Genomic DNA, 19,538 nt, shown 5'->3' with positions numbered 1-19,538 from the left:
AGCGTGAAGCCCGGTCAGCGCTTGCGGGCGGCGGGCAGCGGCGCATCCCAGCGCACGCGCGGTGCCGTGATGCCGGCCTGGCGCTGCGGCAGCAGGGCGGCCAGCAGGGCGGCGGCGGCCAGGCTGCCGACGTCGGGGCTCGCGTCGGCTTCGTTCGCGCCGGACTGGGCGGTGGGGGCCTCGGCCTGCGTGGCCGACTCGGCCCAGACCGCGTCCTGCGCGACGCCCAGCTTCAGCGGCACCGTGGCGCTCTGGAACTGGCTGGCGCGCAGCGCCTCCACCGCGTAGCGGCCCTCGTCCGGCTGGCGCTGCTGCGGCTGCAGGAACAGCTGGGCGCCCAGCGTGTAGCGCGTGGTCGGCGGCGGGTCGGCACCCTCGAAGGCGCTGCCCAGCGGTGCGTCGGCATCGGCCGCGCGCAGCGGGCTGTCGCTCAGGCCCATCGCCAGGCTCAGGCCGCCGCCCGGTGCGACCGCGTTGTCAGCGGCCGACGCTTGCGGGGCCTGCAGGGCGAGCAGGGCCTCGGCGGTCGGGCTGGCGGCACCGGCCGTGGCGGCCGTCGAGCCGGAGCCCGGCCGGGCGGCCAGGCCCAGCGCGGCCGCATCGCCGGCGCGGGCCGCATGGGCCGCGTCGACATCGAGCTGGCGCGAGACCACGCCCTGCAGGCTCAGGCGCAGGGTGACGCTGCTGCCGTCGGCGCTGCGCAGCTGGAACTCGTCCGCCACCAGATCGCCCTCGCGCAGCGCCTGCAGCGCGGCCGAGCCGGCATCCAGGCGGTAGCTCCAGCGGCCGTCGGCTTCCAGGCTCAGCACCCCATAGGCGCTGCGCTGCTCGCCGGCCTGGAAGCGCGCCTGGCCGGCGTCCGGGTCCTGCACCTGCAGCCGGCCGCTCAGGGCCTCGCCGTGGTCCTGGCGCAGGGTGGCGGTCAGCTCGCCCTCGATGCGGGCCGCATCCTCGCTGCCGGTGATGGCGATGCGCAGGGTGGCCATGGCGCTGCCGTCGGCGCTGCGCAGCTCGAAGCTGTCCTCGCGCTGCTCGCCTTCCAGCAGGGCCTGCAGGGCGGGCGCACCGGTCTTGGCCTGGTAGGTCCAGCGGCCATCCTCGGCCAGCTCCAGCACGCCATAGGCGCTCTCGAAGCGGCCGGCCTGCAGGCGCGCCTGGCCGGCATCGGCGTCGCGCACCTGCACCCGGCCCAAGGCCGTGTCGGCCTGGCCCGGCTTGATGCGGCCAGCGAGTTCGCCGGCGATCTCGGCCTCATTGTTCAGGCCGGTGATGCGGATACGCAGCTGGCCCACGGTGCCGTCCAGCGCGCGGAACTCCAGCAACTCCTCGCCGACCTGACCGGCCGCGAGCGCCTGCAGCGCCGCGGAGCCGAGGTCCAGGCGATAAGTCCAGCGGCCGTCCTCCTCGAGGCTGAACAGGCCGAACTGGCCGCGCCGCTGCTGTTGCGCGAGCAGGCCGGCGGCGGTGGCGTCGCGGTCGCTGAAGCTGATGCGGCCGGCCAGCGGCTCGCCCTGGTCCTCGCGCAGCGCGCCGCCCAGCTCGCCGCCGAACTCGGTCGCGTCGTCGGCGCCGGCCACGGTGATGCTGACCACGGTGGCGCTGCCGTCGACGGTGCGCAGCACGAAGGTCTCGAGCCGGCTCTCGCCGCTGCGCAGGCCTTGTACCTGGGTCGAGGCGTTGTCCAGCTCGTAGCGCCAGCTGCCGTCGGCCGCCAGGCTCAGGCGGCCGTACTGGCCGGCCAGCGCTTGCGGCGCGAAGGTGGCCGCACCGCCGCCCAGGGCCGGCAGGCCCAGCTTGCCGCTGGCGACCAGGCTGCCGTCCTCGGCCACGCGGCCCTCGCCGGTCGGGGTGCCGACGATCACGCCGGGATCGACCGGATCCGGGCCGGGCTTGCTCTCGGGCTTGGTCAGCGGCGCGCCGAACAGGCCCAGTTCGCCGTACTCTCCCAGCACGGTGACGCTGATCACCGGATTCAGCGGGTCGCGCAGGTCGATGCTGCCGGCACCGGGCAGCTGAACGTCGCGCGCGATGCCGCCGCCGCTGCGCAGGTCCAGGCCGCCGCCGCCGACGATGAGCTGGCTGCCGCGTGCCGGCAGGTTGAACAGGTCGACGTTCTGGGCCGGATCGGTGTCGTCCTCGCCGCTGCTCTGGATGAAGCTGGGCTGGCCGGCCGTGAAGTCGATCTGCGCGTTGTCGCCGATCAGGAAGCGGCGCTGCTCGTCGCTGGCGTTGACCGTGATCACATCGCTGCCGCGCCCGCCCATCACATAGCTGCGGCCGCCGCCCACCGTCAGGCGGTCGTTGCCGCCGAGCTGGGGCTGGGTCGCGAAGACCTGGGTCAGGGCACCGCTGCCGCTGGTGTCGAAGGCCACCGAGCCGGCGTCGCCGAACACCACGTTGAGGTCATCCTCGTCCTGGGTCAGGGTCTCGACCTTGTCATTGCCCGCGCCGCCCAGCACGATCTTGCGGCCGGCACCGGTGCGGATCTCGTCGTCGCCGCCGACGCTGGCGTAGATCGCATCGGCGAACAGGTGCTGGTAGCGTCGCGCGGGATCGGCGCTGCTGCCGTCGGTGCGGTGGTACTCCAGGTTGTCGCCGGCGATCACGTCGCGGCTGCGCGTGGCGCCGACGATGTTGATGCGGTCGCTGCCGACGCCGCCGGCCACCAGGTTGTAGTCGGTCAGCGGATTGCCGGGCAGGGCCAGGCCGCTCATGATGATGCTGATCTGGTCGTTGCCGCCGGTGGCGGGATCGGCATCCAGGCTCAGGAAGTCGGTCATGCGGCCGGCCGCGTCGAGCTGGATCGCGGCGTTGTCGCCGGCCACCACGCGTTCGGGGTTGCTGGCCGCATCGGGACGCGCCTCGTCGAAGGGGCGCGAGCCGCGCGCCGACAGCAGCTGGATGGTGTCGGCGCCGCCGCCGCCGATGACGATCTTGTCGCCGTCGCGCTCGGCACCGGCGCTGCCCAGCGCGATGTCGTCGTTGCCGCCCTGGGCCAGGCCCAGGCTGACGGCCTGGCGCAGCGCGCCCGAGCCGCCGGCGTCGAACACCAGGCGGCCGGAGTCGCCCAGCACGATGCTGTTGCCGCTGCCGGCGCGGATGATGTCGTTGCCGACACCGCCGACCATCACCACATCGCCGGCCACCGTCGTCATGCTGTCGCCGCCGCCCTGGTCCAGGCCGAGGCTGGCGAGCGAGAGCAGCACGCCGCGGCTGCTGCGGCGCAGCTCGACGTTGTCGCCGGCCATCACGACGCGCGCCGTCTTGCCGCTGACCGCCATCTGGTCCGCGCCCATGCCGCCGACCACCAGGGCCTCGCCCATGTCGGCGTTCTCGGCGCCGACCGGGCCGATCTGGATCTGGTCGCCGTCGCCGGTGGAGATGCTGGCGTCGCTGCTGACGAAGTCGGTCAGCACGCGCGCGCCGCTGTCGGGGTGCAGGCCGAACTGCAGGCCGGCGTTGTCGCCGCCGACGACGCGGAAGTTGCGGGTCTCGGACTCGATCGCGATGTTGTCGCGGCCATAGCCGCCCAGCACCACCACCTCGCCGTCGCCGGTGCGGATGCGGTCGTCGCCGCCGAAGCCCAGGTCGCTGCTGTCGACGCGCTGCAGCAGGCCGGAGCCGGAGACGTCGTAGCTCAGGCGGCCGCTGTCGCCCAGCACGATGGCGCTATCGGCCGCGCCGCGCGTGGCGACGTCGATGCGGTCGCCGCCCATGCCGCCCAGCACGATCTTCTGGCCGCGGCCGGTGCTGATGCGGTCGTCGCCGCCCTTGTCGGCATTGCTGCTGGCGATGCTCAGCAGGGCATAGCTCAGGGACTGGCGGCGGTAATCGCCGGCGTCGCCGAAGATCACATCCTCGCTGCTGGCACCGGCGCTGACCGTGATCTGGTCCGCGCCCATGCCGCCCAGCACCACCTGCAGGCCGAGGTCGGCCTGGGTGTCGCGCTGGCCCAAGGTGATCTGGTCGTCGCTGCCGGTGGCGGCGATCGCGTCGGTGGACAGCAGGTCGGTCAGGCCGCCCTTGTTGTCGAACATCGCGCGGGCGTTGTCGCCGGCCACGAAGCGGCCGGTGCGGCCGCGGTTCTCGGTCTGCGCCGCCTTCAACGCCGTGCCGGACAGGCCGCTGGTGTTGACCAGGCCCATGATGCCGGTGAACAGTGCCATGTCGGTGGGCAGGCCGTGGCCGCTGGCGCTGATGTCGACCGTGTCGCGGCCGAAGCCGCCGATCATCAGCTTGTAGCCCTCGGCCAGCTGGATGCGGTCGTCGCCGCCGATCGCCTCGTCGCTGCTGCGCGCCTGGCGCAGCACGCCGTTCTTGGCCAGCTGGTCGTAGAGCAGCTCGCCGTTGTCGCCGATCGCGAGGCTGGTGCCGTTGCCGCCGACGATCAGGTCGGCGCCGAAGCCGCCGATCAGCACCTGGCCGCCGTGGCCGGTGATGATGCGGTCGTCGCCGCCCTTGTCGATCACGGTGGAGGCGGCCTTCAGCATCTTGTTGCTGAGGGCGGTGCGGCGGATCTCGCCGTTGTCGCCAATCACCAGGTCCTCGGAGCTGCCGGTGCCGGCGCTGATCTGGCCGGTGACGGGGTCGATATGGCCGGCGATGAAGACATCGTCGTTGCCCATGCCGCCGATCACGATATTGCGGCCCAGGGCCGTCGTGCTGCCGCTGCGGCCGATATTGACGATGTCGCGGCCGCCGGTCTCGGCGCGGCTGTCGGTGGAGACCATGTCGGTCATGCCGCCGGCGCTGTCGAAGTCGATCGTGGCGTTGTCGCCGGCCACCAGTCGGGTGGCGTTGGACTGCGGCGTGCCCGCGACCTGGTCCTCGCCATAGGCGGCCAGGATGATCTGGTCGGCACCGCTGCCGCCCAGCACCACCTTGTCGCCGTTGCCGGCCACGATCAGGTCGTCGGCCGGGATGGTGGTGTCGTTGAAGTCGCTGCTGGCGACGCGCTTGAGCTGATTGGGCACGCTGCCGGCGACCCGGCTGTCATGGCGCTCGATGCGACCGTTGTCGCCGAGGATCACATCCACGCTCTGCGCGCGGCCGTGCGTGAGCTGGCCGGTCTTCTCGTCCTGGCCGGCGCTGGTCAGCACCGTATCCTGGCCGACGCCGCCGATCACATAGTTGTGGCCCAGGTGGCGATCCGACTGGTCGCGCGGGTCGCCCACCAGCACGCGGTCGTCGCCGCCGGTGCCGGCCGTGGTGTCCAGGCTGTAGAAGGCGGTGAGGCCGCCACGGGCATCGGTCTCGACGCGGGCGTGGTCGCCGGCGACGAAGCGGAAGTTCTTGGCCGTGGAGTTGCCGGCCGCGAAGCCGATCTGATCCGCGCCGCCGCCGCCGATCACCAGGGCCGAGCCGTTGGAGAGGCTGATGCTGTCGTTGCCGGCATGGCTCTCGCCCACATAGGACAGGGCGTGGTCGAGCAGGTGCTCGAAACCGTCCTGCTCGGTGAAGGTCCATTTGCCCTTGGCATCGAGGGCGCGCTTGAAGCTGAACTCGCCATGGTCGGCCAGGATCAGGTTGGTGGCCTCGGCCGCATCGGCACCATTGATGCTGTCGCCGGCAGCACCCGCCAGCACCACATTGCTGCCCGAACCCAGGTAGATCTGGTCGGCACCGCCGCCCAGATGGCCGAAGGTCTTGGCGAACAGCACCTGGCGGGTATGGAAGTCCACCATCAGCAGGCCCAGGTCGGCCATGATGGTGTCGTTGCCTTCGCCGCTGCCGCCGATATTGAAGCTGTCCGAGCCCAGCGCACCCATCAGGATGTCATCGCCGCTGCCGCCCTTGAGGGTCTGGCGTCCGCCCTGCAGGTTCTGGTTCTCCAGGGTCTGGCCCTTCCAGATCCAGGTGCGGCCGATGGCGCTGCCCTGGCCGCCGAAGCCGGCCAGGGCGCCGGCGCTCTGCAGGCTCAGGTAGTCGCCGACGCTGGCCAGGCCGGCCGGCTTCGGCGCCTCGTTGGGGTAGGTGATGAAGGTGTCGGCCACCAGCAGGTCCGCGCCGGCCAGGCCCTCCAGCACATCGTTGCCGCCGTTGCCGACGATCAGGTTGTTGCGTCCGTCGCCGGTCAGGCGGTCCGCGCCCTGGCCGCCGAACAGATTGTGGAAGCCGCGCACCTGCACCTGGCTGTTGTTGGCGCTGCCGAAGGCGCTGCTGCCTTCCAGGTTGACCGTGACGCCTCGGCTGTACTCCGAGAAGTCCAGGGTGTTGCGCTGGTTGGCACGGTCGCCCAGGGTGGAATCGCCCGTCAGGCTGCCGCTGATGCCGGCGCCGTCGCGCACCCGCACCACATCGGAGCCGCGGCCGCCGACGATGTGCTCGAAGCCCTCGAACTTGTAGCCGTAGCCGCGGTCGTCGCCGACCGCCTGCTGGGCCGCGCCGGCCGTGAGGCCGGTCTGGGTCATGCCGCCGGCGGCGTTGGTGACCCAGCCCTGGTTCATGCCGGTCAGGGTGATCAGCAGGTCGCCCTCGTCGCCGGAGAAGTCCAACAGGTCGCCGCCCGAGCCGCCGCGGATGCGGTCGATGGTGTCGGCCTTCGCCCACTGGACGCTGTTGCCGCCCTGCCAGGCCTTCAGCTGCGCGTCGTTGACGGTGACCGCCTGGGTCTGCGCTTCGAAGTCCAGCCAGTTGGCGCCTTCGGCGTCCTGGATGGTGGTCTGGCCCCAGCTGCCGAGGAAGCGGTAGCGGTCGCTGCCGCTGCCACCCTGCATCGTGGTGGCGCCGCCGCGCGCGACCAGGGTGTCGTTGCCGCCGCCGCCGATCAGCAGGGCCACTCCGTTGTCGGAGCCGATCAGCGTGTCGTTGCCGGCGCCGCCCTTCAGCACATCGTTGCCGCCACCGGCGATGAAGAGCACCGAGACATTGGCCGACAGCGCCGAGGCGTCGATCAGGTCGTCGCCCGCGCCGGCAAAGGCCTTGACGCGGCCGACGCCGCTGAAGGTCTTGGTATAGGTGTTGCCATTGGGCAGCTTGGCGCTGACCTTCAGGCCGCCTTCCTCGGTGAGGGTGAATTCCTCGTTGCCGTCGGTGGTGTCGCGGCGCTTGCGGTCGCTGGCGCCCTTGTCCACCGAGGCATTGCCGTCGATGCTGCCGATGCGCGAACCCATGTGCAGGGTCAGCTCGTTGCCGTCCATCGAGCCCAGCACCGGCTTCTTCGCCGCTGGGTCATGGTCCCACTCGAACAGGGTGACGTCGACGAAGGTGTACTCGAACACCCGCACATAGTCGAAAAGCGCCAGCACTTCCACATAGGCGGCGATGAAGGCGCTGCCCTTGAGCTTCATCGAGACCACGTCGAGCGGATCGTCCGAGACCGCAGCGATCAACTCGTTCGCGCGGTACTTGTTGTCCATGTTCTCGTCGTACAGATCCAGGGTGCCGAGCAGCTTGATGCCGCCCTCGACGCCGCCGCGCGCGATGCCCAGGTTCAGTTCGGCCACCGCGACCAGCTTGGCGCTCAGGGTGACCTCGGGCTTGTCGACCCCGTTGACGATGTTGTCGCTGAGATAGAAGCCGTTGAAGATGTCGGTGACGCGATGGCTGTCCAGGAACTGGGTGATGCCATAGGTGTCGAAGCCCAGGGTCAGCGCGGCCTGCAGCTTGATCTCGCCGGCCAGGCCGACGAACAGCGGGCCGAACACCGGGAACATCTGGCGGAAGCCCACCTTCACCTCCAGCTTGGGCGGGGTGAAGGTCATCAGGTCGGCCGGCTTGCCCGAGAGCAGCTTCAGCACCGTGCCGGTGGGGTCGGCGATGATCGGGAACTTCAGCGCGCTGCCGGGTTTCTTCAGCGCGTTCTTGAAGTTTTCCAGGCCTTCCTTGGGGCCGATCGTGGTCTGGCCCGGCAGGTTCAGGTCGGGGATGCCGATGTCGATGCTCGGGATCCAGGACGTGAGGTCGCCGAGGCTGAAATCGAGGTCCGGCAGGATGTCGATCAGGCTCAGGGTCGGCAGGTAGACGTCCGGCAGCTTGATCGTGACCGGCGTCTTGTTCTGGTCGATGAAGCGGCTGTACTTCAGCTTGAAGGCGTCGAACTGCTGGGTGACGACCGACATCGGCGGCGCCAGCTCATGGTCCTTGCCGGCGATGATCCAGTGGATCTTCGGCGGGATGATCTCCAGCGGCGCCAGGAAGGGGCGGATCTCCAGCAGCTGGAAGTTCACGCCCAGGTCCAGCACGGCCGGCGCCTTGTTCGGGTCCACCAGCTGGGCCAGGCCCGGCGGCCAGGCCACGTTCAGATAGCCGTTGGCATCGACGCCCGGCACGCTCCATTCGTAGTCGGTGCCGAGCACATGGGCGCTCAGCTTGGGCATCTTGATCTTGAGCTGCGGCAGCACGCGCAGGTCGAAGTCCGGCGTGGTGCAGCGCACCCGCACGTCGAAGCTCGGCAGGATGTTGCCGGCCAGCACGTCGGAGATCTTCAGCTCCGGCCAGCCATAGCCGACCTCGAGCACGAAGCCCACCGGCCGGCCCTGCTTGTCCAGCACGCCGTCGATCGTGAAGTCCTTGCGCCAGGTCTCGTAGGGGGCGGGGATCTTGCCGTCCATCGCGAGATCCAGGGTCAGCTCGGGCAGCTTGCCCTTGAGCAGGTCGGTCGAGGAGATCTCGCCGGCCTTCCAGCCCGCGCCCCACTTGAGCTCGACATGGCCCTGCTGCTGGCCGCTGCCGTACTCGACACGGTAGGCATCCTCGCGGTAGGGCAGGGGCACCTTGACCTCGGGCACCGGCAGCTTGGCCAGGCCGCCCAGGTTCATGCTGCGGTCCTTCTTGCCGGCGATGATGATGACCTCGGAGACCGGGATCAGCAGGCCGTTGGCGGTCGGCAGGCTGTTCAGGGTCTTGAGCATCTGCGCCATCGCGATGACGAAATCCACCTTGGCATTGCCGCCGAAGATCTTGGACATGTCCTGCGCCAGGTCCAGCGCCGAGTAGTCGCGGCCCATCAGGTCCGAGAGTCCCGGGATCGGCGTGGTCAGCGCGTCGATCACCGGCATGATCGGGCCGGTGGCCTTGTTGACCGCGTCGACGATGGGCGCCAGGAACTGGCTGAAGAAACTGCCGGCGTCCAGGCGCAGATCGGTCATCCAGACGCTCAGGCTCTCGTGGAACAGCTTGTCGTAGCCGCTGCCCAGGAACTCGTCGAGCTTCTTCGCGATCGCGCTTTTGTTGCTGGCCTCCCAGGTCAGGTGAAAGTCGCCCAGGATGTTGGGCAGATAGCCCTCGCCGCCCAGCGAGGTGCCGAGCTTCATGTGCATATTGACCTGGGCCTGGGCCGACCATTCGACCTTGATCAGGTCGGCCAGCTTGGCCGCGCGCAGGTCGGCGAAGCTGAGGCGGCCATTGGTCAGGCCCGACAGGGCCGCGATGCCGAACAGGCCGCGGTCCTTCAGGTCGACGCTGAAGCTGCCGTGGAACTGGGTGCGCGAACCCTCGGCGCCGGTCTTGCCGCCGAACAGCTGGTTGGTCCGGTTGTAGCCGGTGCTGACGTTGTCGCCGGTGATCCAGTCCTTGCCGGAGCCCCAGACGCCGCCGTCGTTGTCCTTGACCCAGCCGTCCCAGTTGTCGGTCAGGGTGCCGTTGAGCACCAGCACCTCGGCGTTCAGGCTGGCCGGCTTGTTGCCGCTGCCGGCCTTCAGATAGGCGTCGACGGTGAACTGCAGTTCGCTGACCGCCGCCTCCTGGGTCGGCTTGCCGACCAGCCAGAGGTTGTTGATATGGCTGTCTAGCGGGTTGTTCAGGAAGGGCCGCTGGGCGTTCACCGTGCCGTCGGGCAGCAGATTGGTGGTCTGGCCGATGCCGGCATGGCCGGGCATGTTGGTGACGACATAGAAGCCGTCGTTGACGTCGACGCCGAAGCCCAGGTAGAAGTTCCAGCCCAGGCGCAGGTCCAGGCCGCCGTCGAGCTTGAGGTTCAGGCCGGGCACGCCGATGTCGAAGCCCAGGTCCAGCTTGGGCGAATAGGTCTGGCCCAGCTTCATGCGGAACTGGATCGCGCTGGCCTGGCCCAGCGCCAGCTCGGTGGCCATGCTGGTGGCGCGCTTGTACAGGACCTCCTTGAACTCCTTCAGCAGGGTCGGCGGGATGCCGTACTGGCCGGCCGCATAGTCCTTCTTCAGCTGGGCGGCGGCCTCCTGCTTGGCGGCGTCGCTGGGCTTGAAGTCCTTGGCCGACTCCTTCATCGCGGCCAGCGCCACGCTGCCGCCGAACACGTCGCGCAGCAGGCTCTCGTAGCTGTAGTTGGCGGTGCTGGCGTCCTGGTAGGCCTTCAGCACGAACTTGGCCATCTTCTCGATGGTGTCGGGGTAGCCGTTCTTGCGGACCTCGTCGTTGGCGGCCTTCATCTGCTTGAGGAGGGCCTCGATGGTCGCGGCCGAGCTGCCGATCGCGCCGACCACGTCGTCGACGATCTTCTGCAGCCCCGAGTCCAGCACCACATTGCCGGCGCTGACGGTGTAGACGGGCGTGCCGTCGGCCCGCAGCTTCTGGATCGGCTGGCCGTTCTCGTCCAGGCGCACCTGGCCGTTGGCGTCCAGCTCGTAGACCGGCGTGTTGACACCCGAGGTCACCCAGGCGGTGCGCTGGCCCGGCAGCACGGCCGGGATGAAGAGCTCGGCATTGCCCTGGTTGACGCCCAGGTAGTCGGCGATGCGCGGGTCCAGCGCGCGCTGCGGCCCGGCGATGTACTCGACCACCACATCGTCGGCGGTGATCACGCCGTCGTTGTTGTAGTCCTGCAGGAAGTTGCGGAAGGGATTGGCCGCCAGGTCGGCGGCGTTGATGATCTTGTCGCCGTTGGTGTCCAGGGTCAGCTGCTTGAACAGGAACATGCGCAGCGCGTTGTCCAGGCCGCCATACTCCTGCACCGCCGAGCTCAGCGCCTCCTTCAGCGAGTTGACCAGGTTGCCGCGCAGGTCGGCGATGAACTGGGTTGCGTCCTTCAGCTTGTCGCCGATGATGGGCAGGTCCAGCACCGAGCTGAACGCGTCCAGCCCCTTCTGCACCGTGCCCAGCAGGGTGTCGACGGTGTTGACGATGATGGTGGGGTCGCGCAGCAGGAAGATCAGCGAGTAGTTGATCGGCTTCTCGGGCGTGCTGACGCCGCCGGTGGCCTTCTCGATCAGGCCGACCAGGTCGGCCTGCCACTGCTTGAGCTGCGGCAGCACCAGGCTGACGTCGAAACCGTTGCTGCTCGGGTTGTTGCCATTGCCCCAGATCGGCGGCTTGCCGCCGCCGCTGCTGCCGCCGGGCAGGGCGCCGCCGGTGCTGGCGCCGCTGCCGGCGTTGCTGTTCTGGTAGGGGTTGAGGTTGGAGCCGGGCAGGGGCTTGTCGGCGGTGTCGATCGGCGCGCCCTCGGGCGTGATGCCGCCATTGCCGTTGCCGGTGCTGGGCGGGCGCGGCGGCTTGGCCGCCTCGGTGATCTGCACCTTGAACTCGGGCAGGCCGGTGGCGCCGCCCAGCTTGGCGAAGCCGTCCTTCAAGTTGGCGAAGCTGGCGTCCAGCGTGCCCAGCGGCATCGGGTTCACGAAGCCGGCGATCTGCTGCAGCGCCAGCTGCCCCAGGTCGTCGGAGAGCTTGAGCTGCAGCGGCAGGCTGGCCTTGGCGAAGCTGCCGGCATCGACCCACACGTCGAACGAGTCCTTCTGCTGCTGCTTGCGCTGTTCCGCGTCGAGCGGGTTCACCGGGCGCAGATACAGGCGCTCGGCGCTGCTGGCCTTGTCGCCGCTGTTCAACAGCCACGCGGCCTTTTCCTCGACCTGGGCGGAGCCGCCGCGCACGCTCAGCGAGTAGATGCCCTGGGTCGAGTCGAAGGCCATGTTGGCGCCGCTGGCGCTCAGGCTGAAGCTGGCGAAGGTGCCCTCGTCGTCGGCCCAGGTGTCCGTGGCACCGGCGTCCTTCTTGTGGTCGTAGAGGAACAGGCGGCCGCGGTTCGCGCCCTTGGACAGGTCCAGCCCCAGGGCCAGGTTCAGCTGCAGGCTGCCGAACACGCGCATCAGGGCGGTGCCGTCGACATCGCTCAGCTGGCCCAGGCTGCCGGCCAGGGCCTCCAGCTGCTTGCGTTGGTCCGCGCTGAGCAGGTTCAGCAGCTCGGGCTCGCGCAGCAGCAGCTTCAGCGGCATGCGCTTGTCGATCGCCAGGCCCAGCGGCAGCTTGATCGTCAGCGCCTCGGCACCGGCGCTCTGGTCCAGGCCCAGCGCCACGCTCTCGGGTGCGATGCCGAAGGCCTTGCCGAGCAGCTGCTGCAGCTCCATCAGGCTGCCGCTGCCCTGCTGGGCCAGCTGTGCGACGACGCCGTCGAACAGGCCCTGCAGGCCGAACACATCCTTCAGATTGCTGCCCAGCAGCGGGATCAGGCGACCCAGCTCGCCGAACTTGCCCATGCCGGCCAGGTCGCCGACCAGCTGGGGCAGGGCCTTCAGGTCGCCGGTCAGGTCGGACCAGTTCAGCTCGCCCAGCGCGCTGAGGCGGCCCAGGCCGTCGTTGGGCACCAGGCTCACCTGGGTGCTGTCGGCACGGCCGGCCAGCAGCTCGGCCACCTGGGCCACGCGCAGCTCCAGGGTCGTGCCCGGGGTGACCGGGCTGGCGATGCCGTTGGGGGTGCGCACCTCCAGGCCGCCGATCGTCAGGCCGGCCTTGGGCGCGCCGGTGCCGGCGAAGTCGCCGAAGCTGATCGCGCTCAGGGTCTCGTCCAGCTGCAGGCGGCCGGCGATGCCGAAGCTGCTGAGCTGGATCGGCTTGACGCTGACCGACAGGCTGCCGGCGCTGCTGATCTCCAGCTGGCCGTTGACCAGCTTGACCGGCAGGCCCTCGCCGGACTGCAGCAGCGCGTCGAGCTTGGCCAGCTTGGCGGCGTCGTTGTTGGCCGGATCGTTCTTGGCCGCGTTGACCGCGGTCCACAGCGCGGTCTTGAGCCCGTTCAGCAGGTCGCGCAGGCCGGCATAGGCCTGGCTCTGCGCCACGGTCAGTGTGAAGGGCACGGCCAGGCCGTCCTTCAGCACCACCAGGTTCAGGTCATGCAGCAGGCGCCCCTGGGCGTCGTAGATCTTGGCGGCGTCCTCGTTCAGATCCAGGGTCTTGCCCTGGGCGTCGACGGCCGTGCCGCGTACCTCGGTGTCGCCCGACAGGCCGGCCACCAGCTTGCCGTTCACCAGGTCGAGCGGGAACAGCGCGGTGGCGATGATGGTGTTCAGGTCCTTGATGCGCTGCACATCGCCGGGGTCGCTGCGGCCCTTCTCGGCGCTGGCCGCATCCAGGATGGATTTGCGTATGGCGGCCGCCAGCTGCTCCAGCGAGGCAAAGCCCTCGCTGGCCTGGGCGCGCAGATTGACGTCCAGCACCGTGCCGCCCTGGGCGACCGTGAGCGGCAGGTCGACGAACAGCCGGCCGGTGCCGGCGTCATAGATCTGCGTCGGCGTCTGCGACAGGCTCAGGGTCGTGGCCTTGGCGTGGAACTTCAGCACCTCGACCTTGGGCACCTTGGCCGGATCGGTCTCCTTGGAGGCCGGGTCGGGGATCAGGGCCGCGCTGACGAAGACATGGCCGGCATAGGGATCGGTGCCACCCAGCTTGGCCTGCAGGGCGGCATGGATGGCGGCATCCAGGTCGACGGCCAGATCGGCCACGCTCTGGTTGGTGGCGGTGTCGGCGGCGCGCAGCACCAGGTCCAGCTGCAGGGAGCCGACATGGACGCGCAGGCCGATGTCGCGCAGCAGCCGGCCATTGGCCTGCACCGGCGTGCCGGTGGCTTCCTGGCTGGCCTCGGTGCTGATCGGGCCGCCCAGTCCCAGCTGGGCGTCCTGCGAGGACACCGCATCCCACAGGGTGTTGAGGCTGACGCGGGCGTCCGGCGCCGCGTTCGGGCCGGCGCGCAGCGTGAAGCGCAGGCTGCCCTCGTACTCGGTGCGCAGCTCGTTGAACTTCAGGTCCAGCAGGCCGTACTTGGCCTGGCCCGGCTGGGCCAGCGTCGCGGGCAGGGCGCCGTTCTGGCCATGCACCTCGGCCTTGTAGCGGCCGCCGATCTCGACGTTCTGCAGGAACAGCTCGGCGCCCTTGGTGCGCGCCCATTGGCCGTTGACGAAGCCCAGCTCGGTGGCGGCGCTGCTGTTGCCGCTGACGAAGAGCTGCAGATTCGCGACCGAGCGGCTCAGCGTGATGATCTCCAGCTGGCCGTTGTTCAGCACCACCTGCAGCAGCTGGCCCAGATTGGCGAAGCCCTTGCCGCCGGCGCCCAAGTAGGCATGGCCGGCCACGCTGGTCACGGCCAGCGCGGCATTGAAGTCGGCCACCAGGTCCTGCAGACTGGTGTTGCTGGAATCGCGCGCGACGGTGAGGGTGATCGGCGCGCTATGGTCCAGCGCCAGCGACAGGCTGGCATCGCTGCCGAGCTGGCCGTTGACCGGCAGCTTCACCGCCTTGGCACCCGGGTACAGGGTCATGGGCTTGAAGCCCAGCAGCGCCGTCATCGGGTCGCCGGCATGGTCGATCGACAGACGGAAGCTCTCGCTGGCGGCGCGGCTGTTCAGCTGCAGCCAGCCGGTCTTGGCATCGAGCTGGGCCTTGACGGCCTGGCCCACATTGGCGAAGCCCAGCCGCGCCAGCACGCCGCCGGCCGCGACGGCCTGCGCGTCCAGCAGGGCCTGCATGTCGCCGCGCAGGTCGGCCATGCCGGCGTTGTTGGCGGTGTCGCTGGCCTTCAGCGTGAAGGCATAGATTTCGCCGTCGAAGACCAGCTTGAACTTGGCGTCCAGGCCCGGCAGCAGGGCGAAAGCCGGGCTGCCGGAGCCGCTGGCACCGATCACGGTGCTGGTCGCGCCGCCGGCGCGCAGCGAGAAGGCGTTGACCTGGGTCATGTCCAGACCCAAGGTGGCGCTGAACCAGGCCTGGCTCTGCAGGTCCAGGCTGGCCTGGGCGTTCAGGCCCGACAGCGGGCCGACCTTGTCCTGCAGCTGCAGGGCCACGCCTTGCGTGCTCAGGGCCGGCGCGAAGCGGATGTCGAACAGCAGGCTCTTGCTGGCGGCGTCGTAGCGCGGGTTCAGCTCGAAGCGCTGGCCGGTGCCGGCCAGGCTGTCGTTGACCGCCTGCTGCAGGCGCTCCATCAGGTCGTCGAAGCTGACGAAGCTGGTGATGCGGCTGGTCTGGCCGTCTTGGCCGCCGATCTTGAAGCCCAGGCGGTCCAGCGGGCGCAGGGCCTGGTCGGCCGCATGGGCCGAGACCAGGTTGCCGGCGCGCAGCTGCAGCGCCGGCGCGTCGATGCCGGCCCAGGGGCCCTTGAACTCGATATCCCAGCTGCTGGCGGCGCCGGCCACGGCGCGCACCTCGAGGCCGGACTCGCTGAACTGAGCATCCCATTGGCGCAGCATCGCCACCAGATCGGCCTTGATCGCGGCGGCGCTGCGGCCGTTCCAGTCGAGACCGGCCGACTCGTAGTACTTGCCGCCCAGCGTGACGGCGAAGCCGAGCTGGCCGCTGGCTGCGTTGTCGATGGCCAGGCGCTGGATCTCGTTGCTGCCGGCCTGGGCACCGGCCGGCAGCCGGGCCTGGGTGAGGGTGTAGAGCGCGGCATCGGCCTCGAGGCGGCCGCGCAGCTCGCGGCCGTCGACCTCCAGGGTCGCGATCGGCTGCTTGGCCAGGCCGGCGCCGCTGAAGGTGATGTCGAAATGCTGCACGCCCTGGGTGAAGCCGACCACCGCCGGATCGGCGGCCTTGACGACCACGCCGCCGGCGCCCAGCGCCGCATTCAGCGCGCTCTCGATCGCGCCGCTCCAGGTGCCGCTGGTGGGCAGGGTGACGGTGCTGCTGAAGCTGCTGCCGTTGGGGCGGGTGCCGGTGATCACGAAGCTGCTGCCGCCGGCCGCATGCACCAGGGACAGGCGTTGCACCGCGTCGGCCGTGGCCGAGCCGCTGGTGACGGCGCTGACCGCGACGCCGGCCGTGGCCGCGACGCGCAGCTCCACGCCCGCGTCGGGCCGGGCCTGCTGAATAGCCAGCTGGCCCCAGACGCGGCCATCGACGCCGCGCACCAGATTGCTGGTCGTGACATCGAGCAGGCCGCCGGCATTGGCCGCGCCGGCGTCGCCCAGTTGCACCTCCAGGAGGGCCTGGGCCTGGCCGGCGCGCGCGCCGACGAAGCTCACCACCAGATGCTTGGCGCTGCCGCCGACCAGCACATTGCCCTTGCCGATCTCGGGCAGCGACTCCAGCGCCTGCTGCACCTCGGCCAGGCTGCTCAGCAGCGAGAGCTCGGGGGTCCAGCCGCCGTTGCCCAGGCGCAGGCGGAAGCCGCCGGAGGCGGCGTGCAGGTCGATGCGCTGCTCCTCGTTGCTGCGCAGCGCGGCGCTCAGCACCAGGCCGCCCTGCACCAGGCGCGCCACCTCGGCGACGGCGCCGCCCTGCGGCTGCCAGCGCAGATTGCCGTCCATCGCGGCGGCCAGCTTGCGGTCGATCAACTGGGCCAGCTGGTTGATATGGGTGAAGCCGGTGGTCTCGCTGGCCTTGACGACGATGCTGACCACGATGGGCTTGGCCTCGCCGGCGCGCTGGATCTGCACGTCGAAGCTGCTGTCCTCGGTGAGCACGGGCGCGATCGGCTTGGCCGCGATCACGCCGGCGCTGACGTTCTGCTGCAGGCGCTGCTCGACCACCTGGCTGACCAGCTTGCTGAAGTCCAGCACCTCGCCCAGGCGCTGGTGGGTGAAGGGCAGCAGGGCGTCGAACTTGCCGGCGTCGCGCAGCTCGGCCAGGTAGTTGCCCAGGTCCTGCAGCATGCGGGTCAGGGCCACCGCGTCGAGGTTGGCGAAGCTGGCCAGGGCCTCGAAGCGGCTGGCGTTCAGGCTCAGGGGCTTGGCCGCCACCTCGCTCCACAGGGTGGCCGCGCCGCCGTTGAAGCTCAGCGAGACATGGGGCTTGCCGCCGGCCAGGGTCTCGAAGCTCAGGGCACCGGCGCTGCCGGCGCCGATCGTGCCCAGCACGTCGAAGGCGATCGTGGCGCTGACCTGCGGGCTGTTGGCCGCGGCGACGCGCGCATCGGTCAACGCGACATAGCCGGCGTCATAGGGACTCTTGATCTCGGCGGGCTTGAGCGCCGCGCCGGCCGTGATCTGGTCCGGCATGCCGGTGGGCATGCCGATGTTCAGGGTCAGCGTGCCGCTGTCGAAGTTGACCGTGCCGAGCGCGCGCGCCTCCAGCATGCCCAGGGCCATCGCGGCGTCGAGCTTGCCGCTGCCGCTGTGCACGCGCGCCGTCAGGCTGCCGATCGTCAGGCTCTTGTCCAGCGAGGTGTCGTAGCGCAGGCGCAGATTGACCTGGGCCGTCAGCGCCGCGCCGGCGCCGGCCATGAAGTCCAGGCCCAGGGGCTTGAGCTGGTCCTTGAAGCTCAGGCGGCGCAGGAAGTCGCGCGTCAGGTTCAGGTCCAGCTCCAGCACCGGCACGCCGCCGGCGCCGGTGCTGGTCAAGATGTTCATGAACTCGCCGTTGCCCGGCGTGGCCAGCGCTTCCAGATGCGCATAGCGGCCCTGGCCGCTCAGGTATTCGCGCAGGCGCGCCAGCAGGCCGCTCAGGGTCTTGCTCGGCGCGTCGGCATCGGCCAGGTAGTCGTCCAGCACCGTGCTGCCCTGCGGCGTGCGGAAGCTCAGCAGATCGCCCAGGCTGCGGCCGTCGGCGGTGGTCAGCAGGGCGCCCAGGCCGGCATCGACCAGGGGCAGCTTCTGGCCCATCACCTCGCCCAGGTCGAGCTGCACGCCGAGCTTGCGTGCGCCGTCGAAGACGGACTTCAGGCCATTGGCCGAGACCGCGTCCAGCGCGGTGTCGGTGACGGTCTGCAGCTGCAGCGCGCCGCCGACCAGGCGGCCGTAGAAGCCGGTGCCGGCGCTGGTGCCCTCGATGCGGGCGTCCTGGCCCTGCTTCAGCAGGGCGGCGACATTGCTGCCATTGCCGGTGCTGGCGGCGTAGTCGACCAGGCTGACGCGGCCCTGGCCGTCCAGGTCGCTGGCGTCCAGCAGCCGGGTGTTGACGCCGGCATGCAGGGTGAAGCGGTTGGCGCTGCCGGCGTCCGGTGTCAGGTCCAGGCCCAGCTCGAAGCGGCGCAGGCTGATCAGGCTCTGCGCGTCGCTGGGGCGGGCCAGGGCGGGCAGATCGCCGGCGCCGCTGACGGCGTTCAGGCTTGGCAGCAGCAGGCCGGCATCAAGCTCCAGATTAAAGCGCGCGCGCGCCTGGCCGCTCCAGGCGCCATTCTGGTTGAAGCTCTTGGCCTGACTCTCGTCCAGGGACAGGCGGATCTTGAAGCCGGCCTGCACCTCCTTGGCCGCCGGGTCGAACTGCGGCGTGACGTTGATGCTCCAGGCCGGCTTGTTGCCGATGGCGGACTTCAGCGCGCTCTCCAGCGCCCCGCCCAGGCCCTGCAGGCTGGCACCCGCGCCGGCGCTGCCGAAATAGCTCGAAGCCGCGGCCTGCAGGCCGAACAGCTGACCCGCGCCGGTGTTGCTGCTGAGCCCCAGCGCGCCGTTGACGCTCTGGCTCAGGCCGGGCAGGGCGTTGTTGAGCAGCGGGTTCTTCAGCGCCTCGGCGCCGGCGGCGTCGATCTTGCCCAGCAGGCTCAGCATCTGGGCCTGCAGATTGGCGTTCAGGTTCAGGCTGGCGGCGTCCAGCTGCAGCAGGCCCTCGTAGGCCTGGCCGGCCTGGAACAGGGTCAGCGCATCGATCGCGCCGCTGGCGTATTCGAGCTGCCAGTCGCCGCCGCGCGCGGCCACGCCGGTGAGATTGCTGGAGGCGGCCACATCGGCGCCGGTGAGCTGCGCCAGGGCCTGCACAAAGCCTTGGCCGCGCTCGCTGGCGGCCACGTCGCAACCATACAGCAGCAGGTCGGCGTCCTCGGCCAGCGCGGCGCGCCAGCCCTTCAGTTGCTTGGCATGGGCGTCCAGATTGCTGCTGTTGAGCTCGCCGCTGCCCAGGGCCAGGCGGCCATCCTCGCCATGCGAGATCAGGTGCAGGGCGCGCAGCTCATGGCCCTGGCGCTGCGCCAGCCATTGGCTGATCTGGCTCACGCCATCCTGCGCCGGATCCAGCACCACTACCTCGACGGGCGCCGGCGTGCTACCACGGCGGGCCAGCGCCTCGCGCAGCAGGGCCTGGTGGCCCTGCACGCCGGGATCGACGAACACCACCTCCTGCGCGCGCGCCTCGGTGGCCGTGCCGGCGGCGAACCAGGCGCCGCCCTGCAGCGCCGGCGTGCTGGCCTGCAGCTGGCGCAGCAGCTGCTCCTGCGGCAGCAGCAGCACCGACTCGGCCGCCTCACGGTCCGGCGCCGGCGGGATCACCAGGCCCTCGGCCGACAGCAGGTGGCGCGGCTCCAGCGCTTCCACATGCAGGCGGCGTTCGCGCCGCGGCGCACCGTGCTCGCGCAGGCCCAGGGCCTGGCGCAGACGTTGGGCGGTGTTGAGGCGGCGTTGTTGCGGCGTGGTCGGGTTCACTGGACGCTCCCTGGCGGGTCGGGTTGTCGTGCGAGCGCCGCCGCAGGCGCGGTGGGCGCGATGCGGCGGCGG

1 protein-coding gene is annotated in these 19,538 nt (G+C 70.4%); it reads right to left on the bottom strand.

Annotated elements, in window-relative coordinates; translation table 11 throughout:
• Nucleotides 1–14: 14 nt before the first annotated feature.
• Nucleotides 15–19,466: a VCBS domain-containing protein gene (locus G8A07_RS19270; RefSeq protein WP_195793605.1), complete on the bottom strand. Its 19,452-nt coding sequence runs from the start codon at nucleotides 19,464–19,466 to the stop codon at nucleotides 15–17.
• Nucleotides 19,467–19,538 lie beyond the last annotated feature (72 nt).

It is taken from the genome of Roseateles sp. DAIF2, assembly GCF_015624425.1.
In the GTDB taxonomy this organism is placed as follows: Bacteria; Pseudomonadota; Gammaproteobacteria; order Burkholderiales; family Burkholderiaceae_C; genus Kinneretia.
The sequence above is the reverse complement of the archived record's forward strand: the minus strand, read 5'-3'. Positions and strand labels throughout refer to the sequence as shown.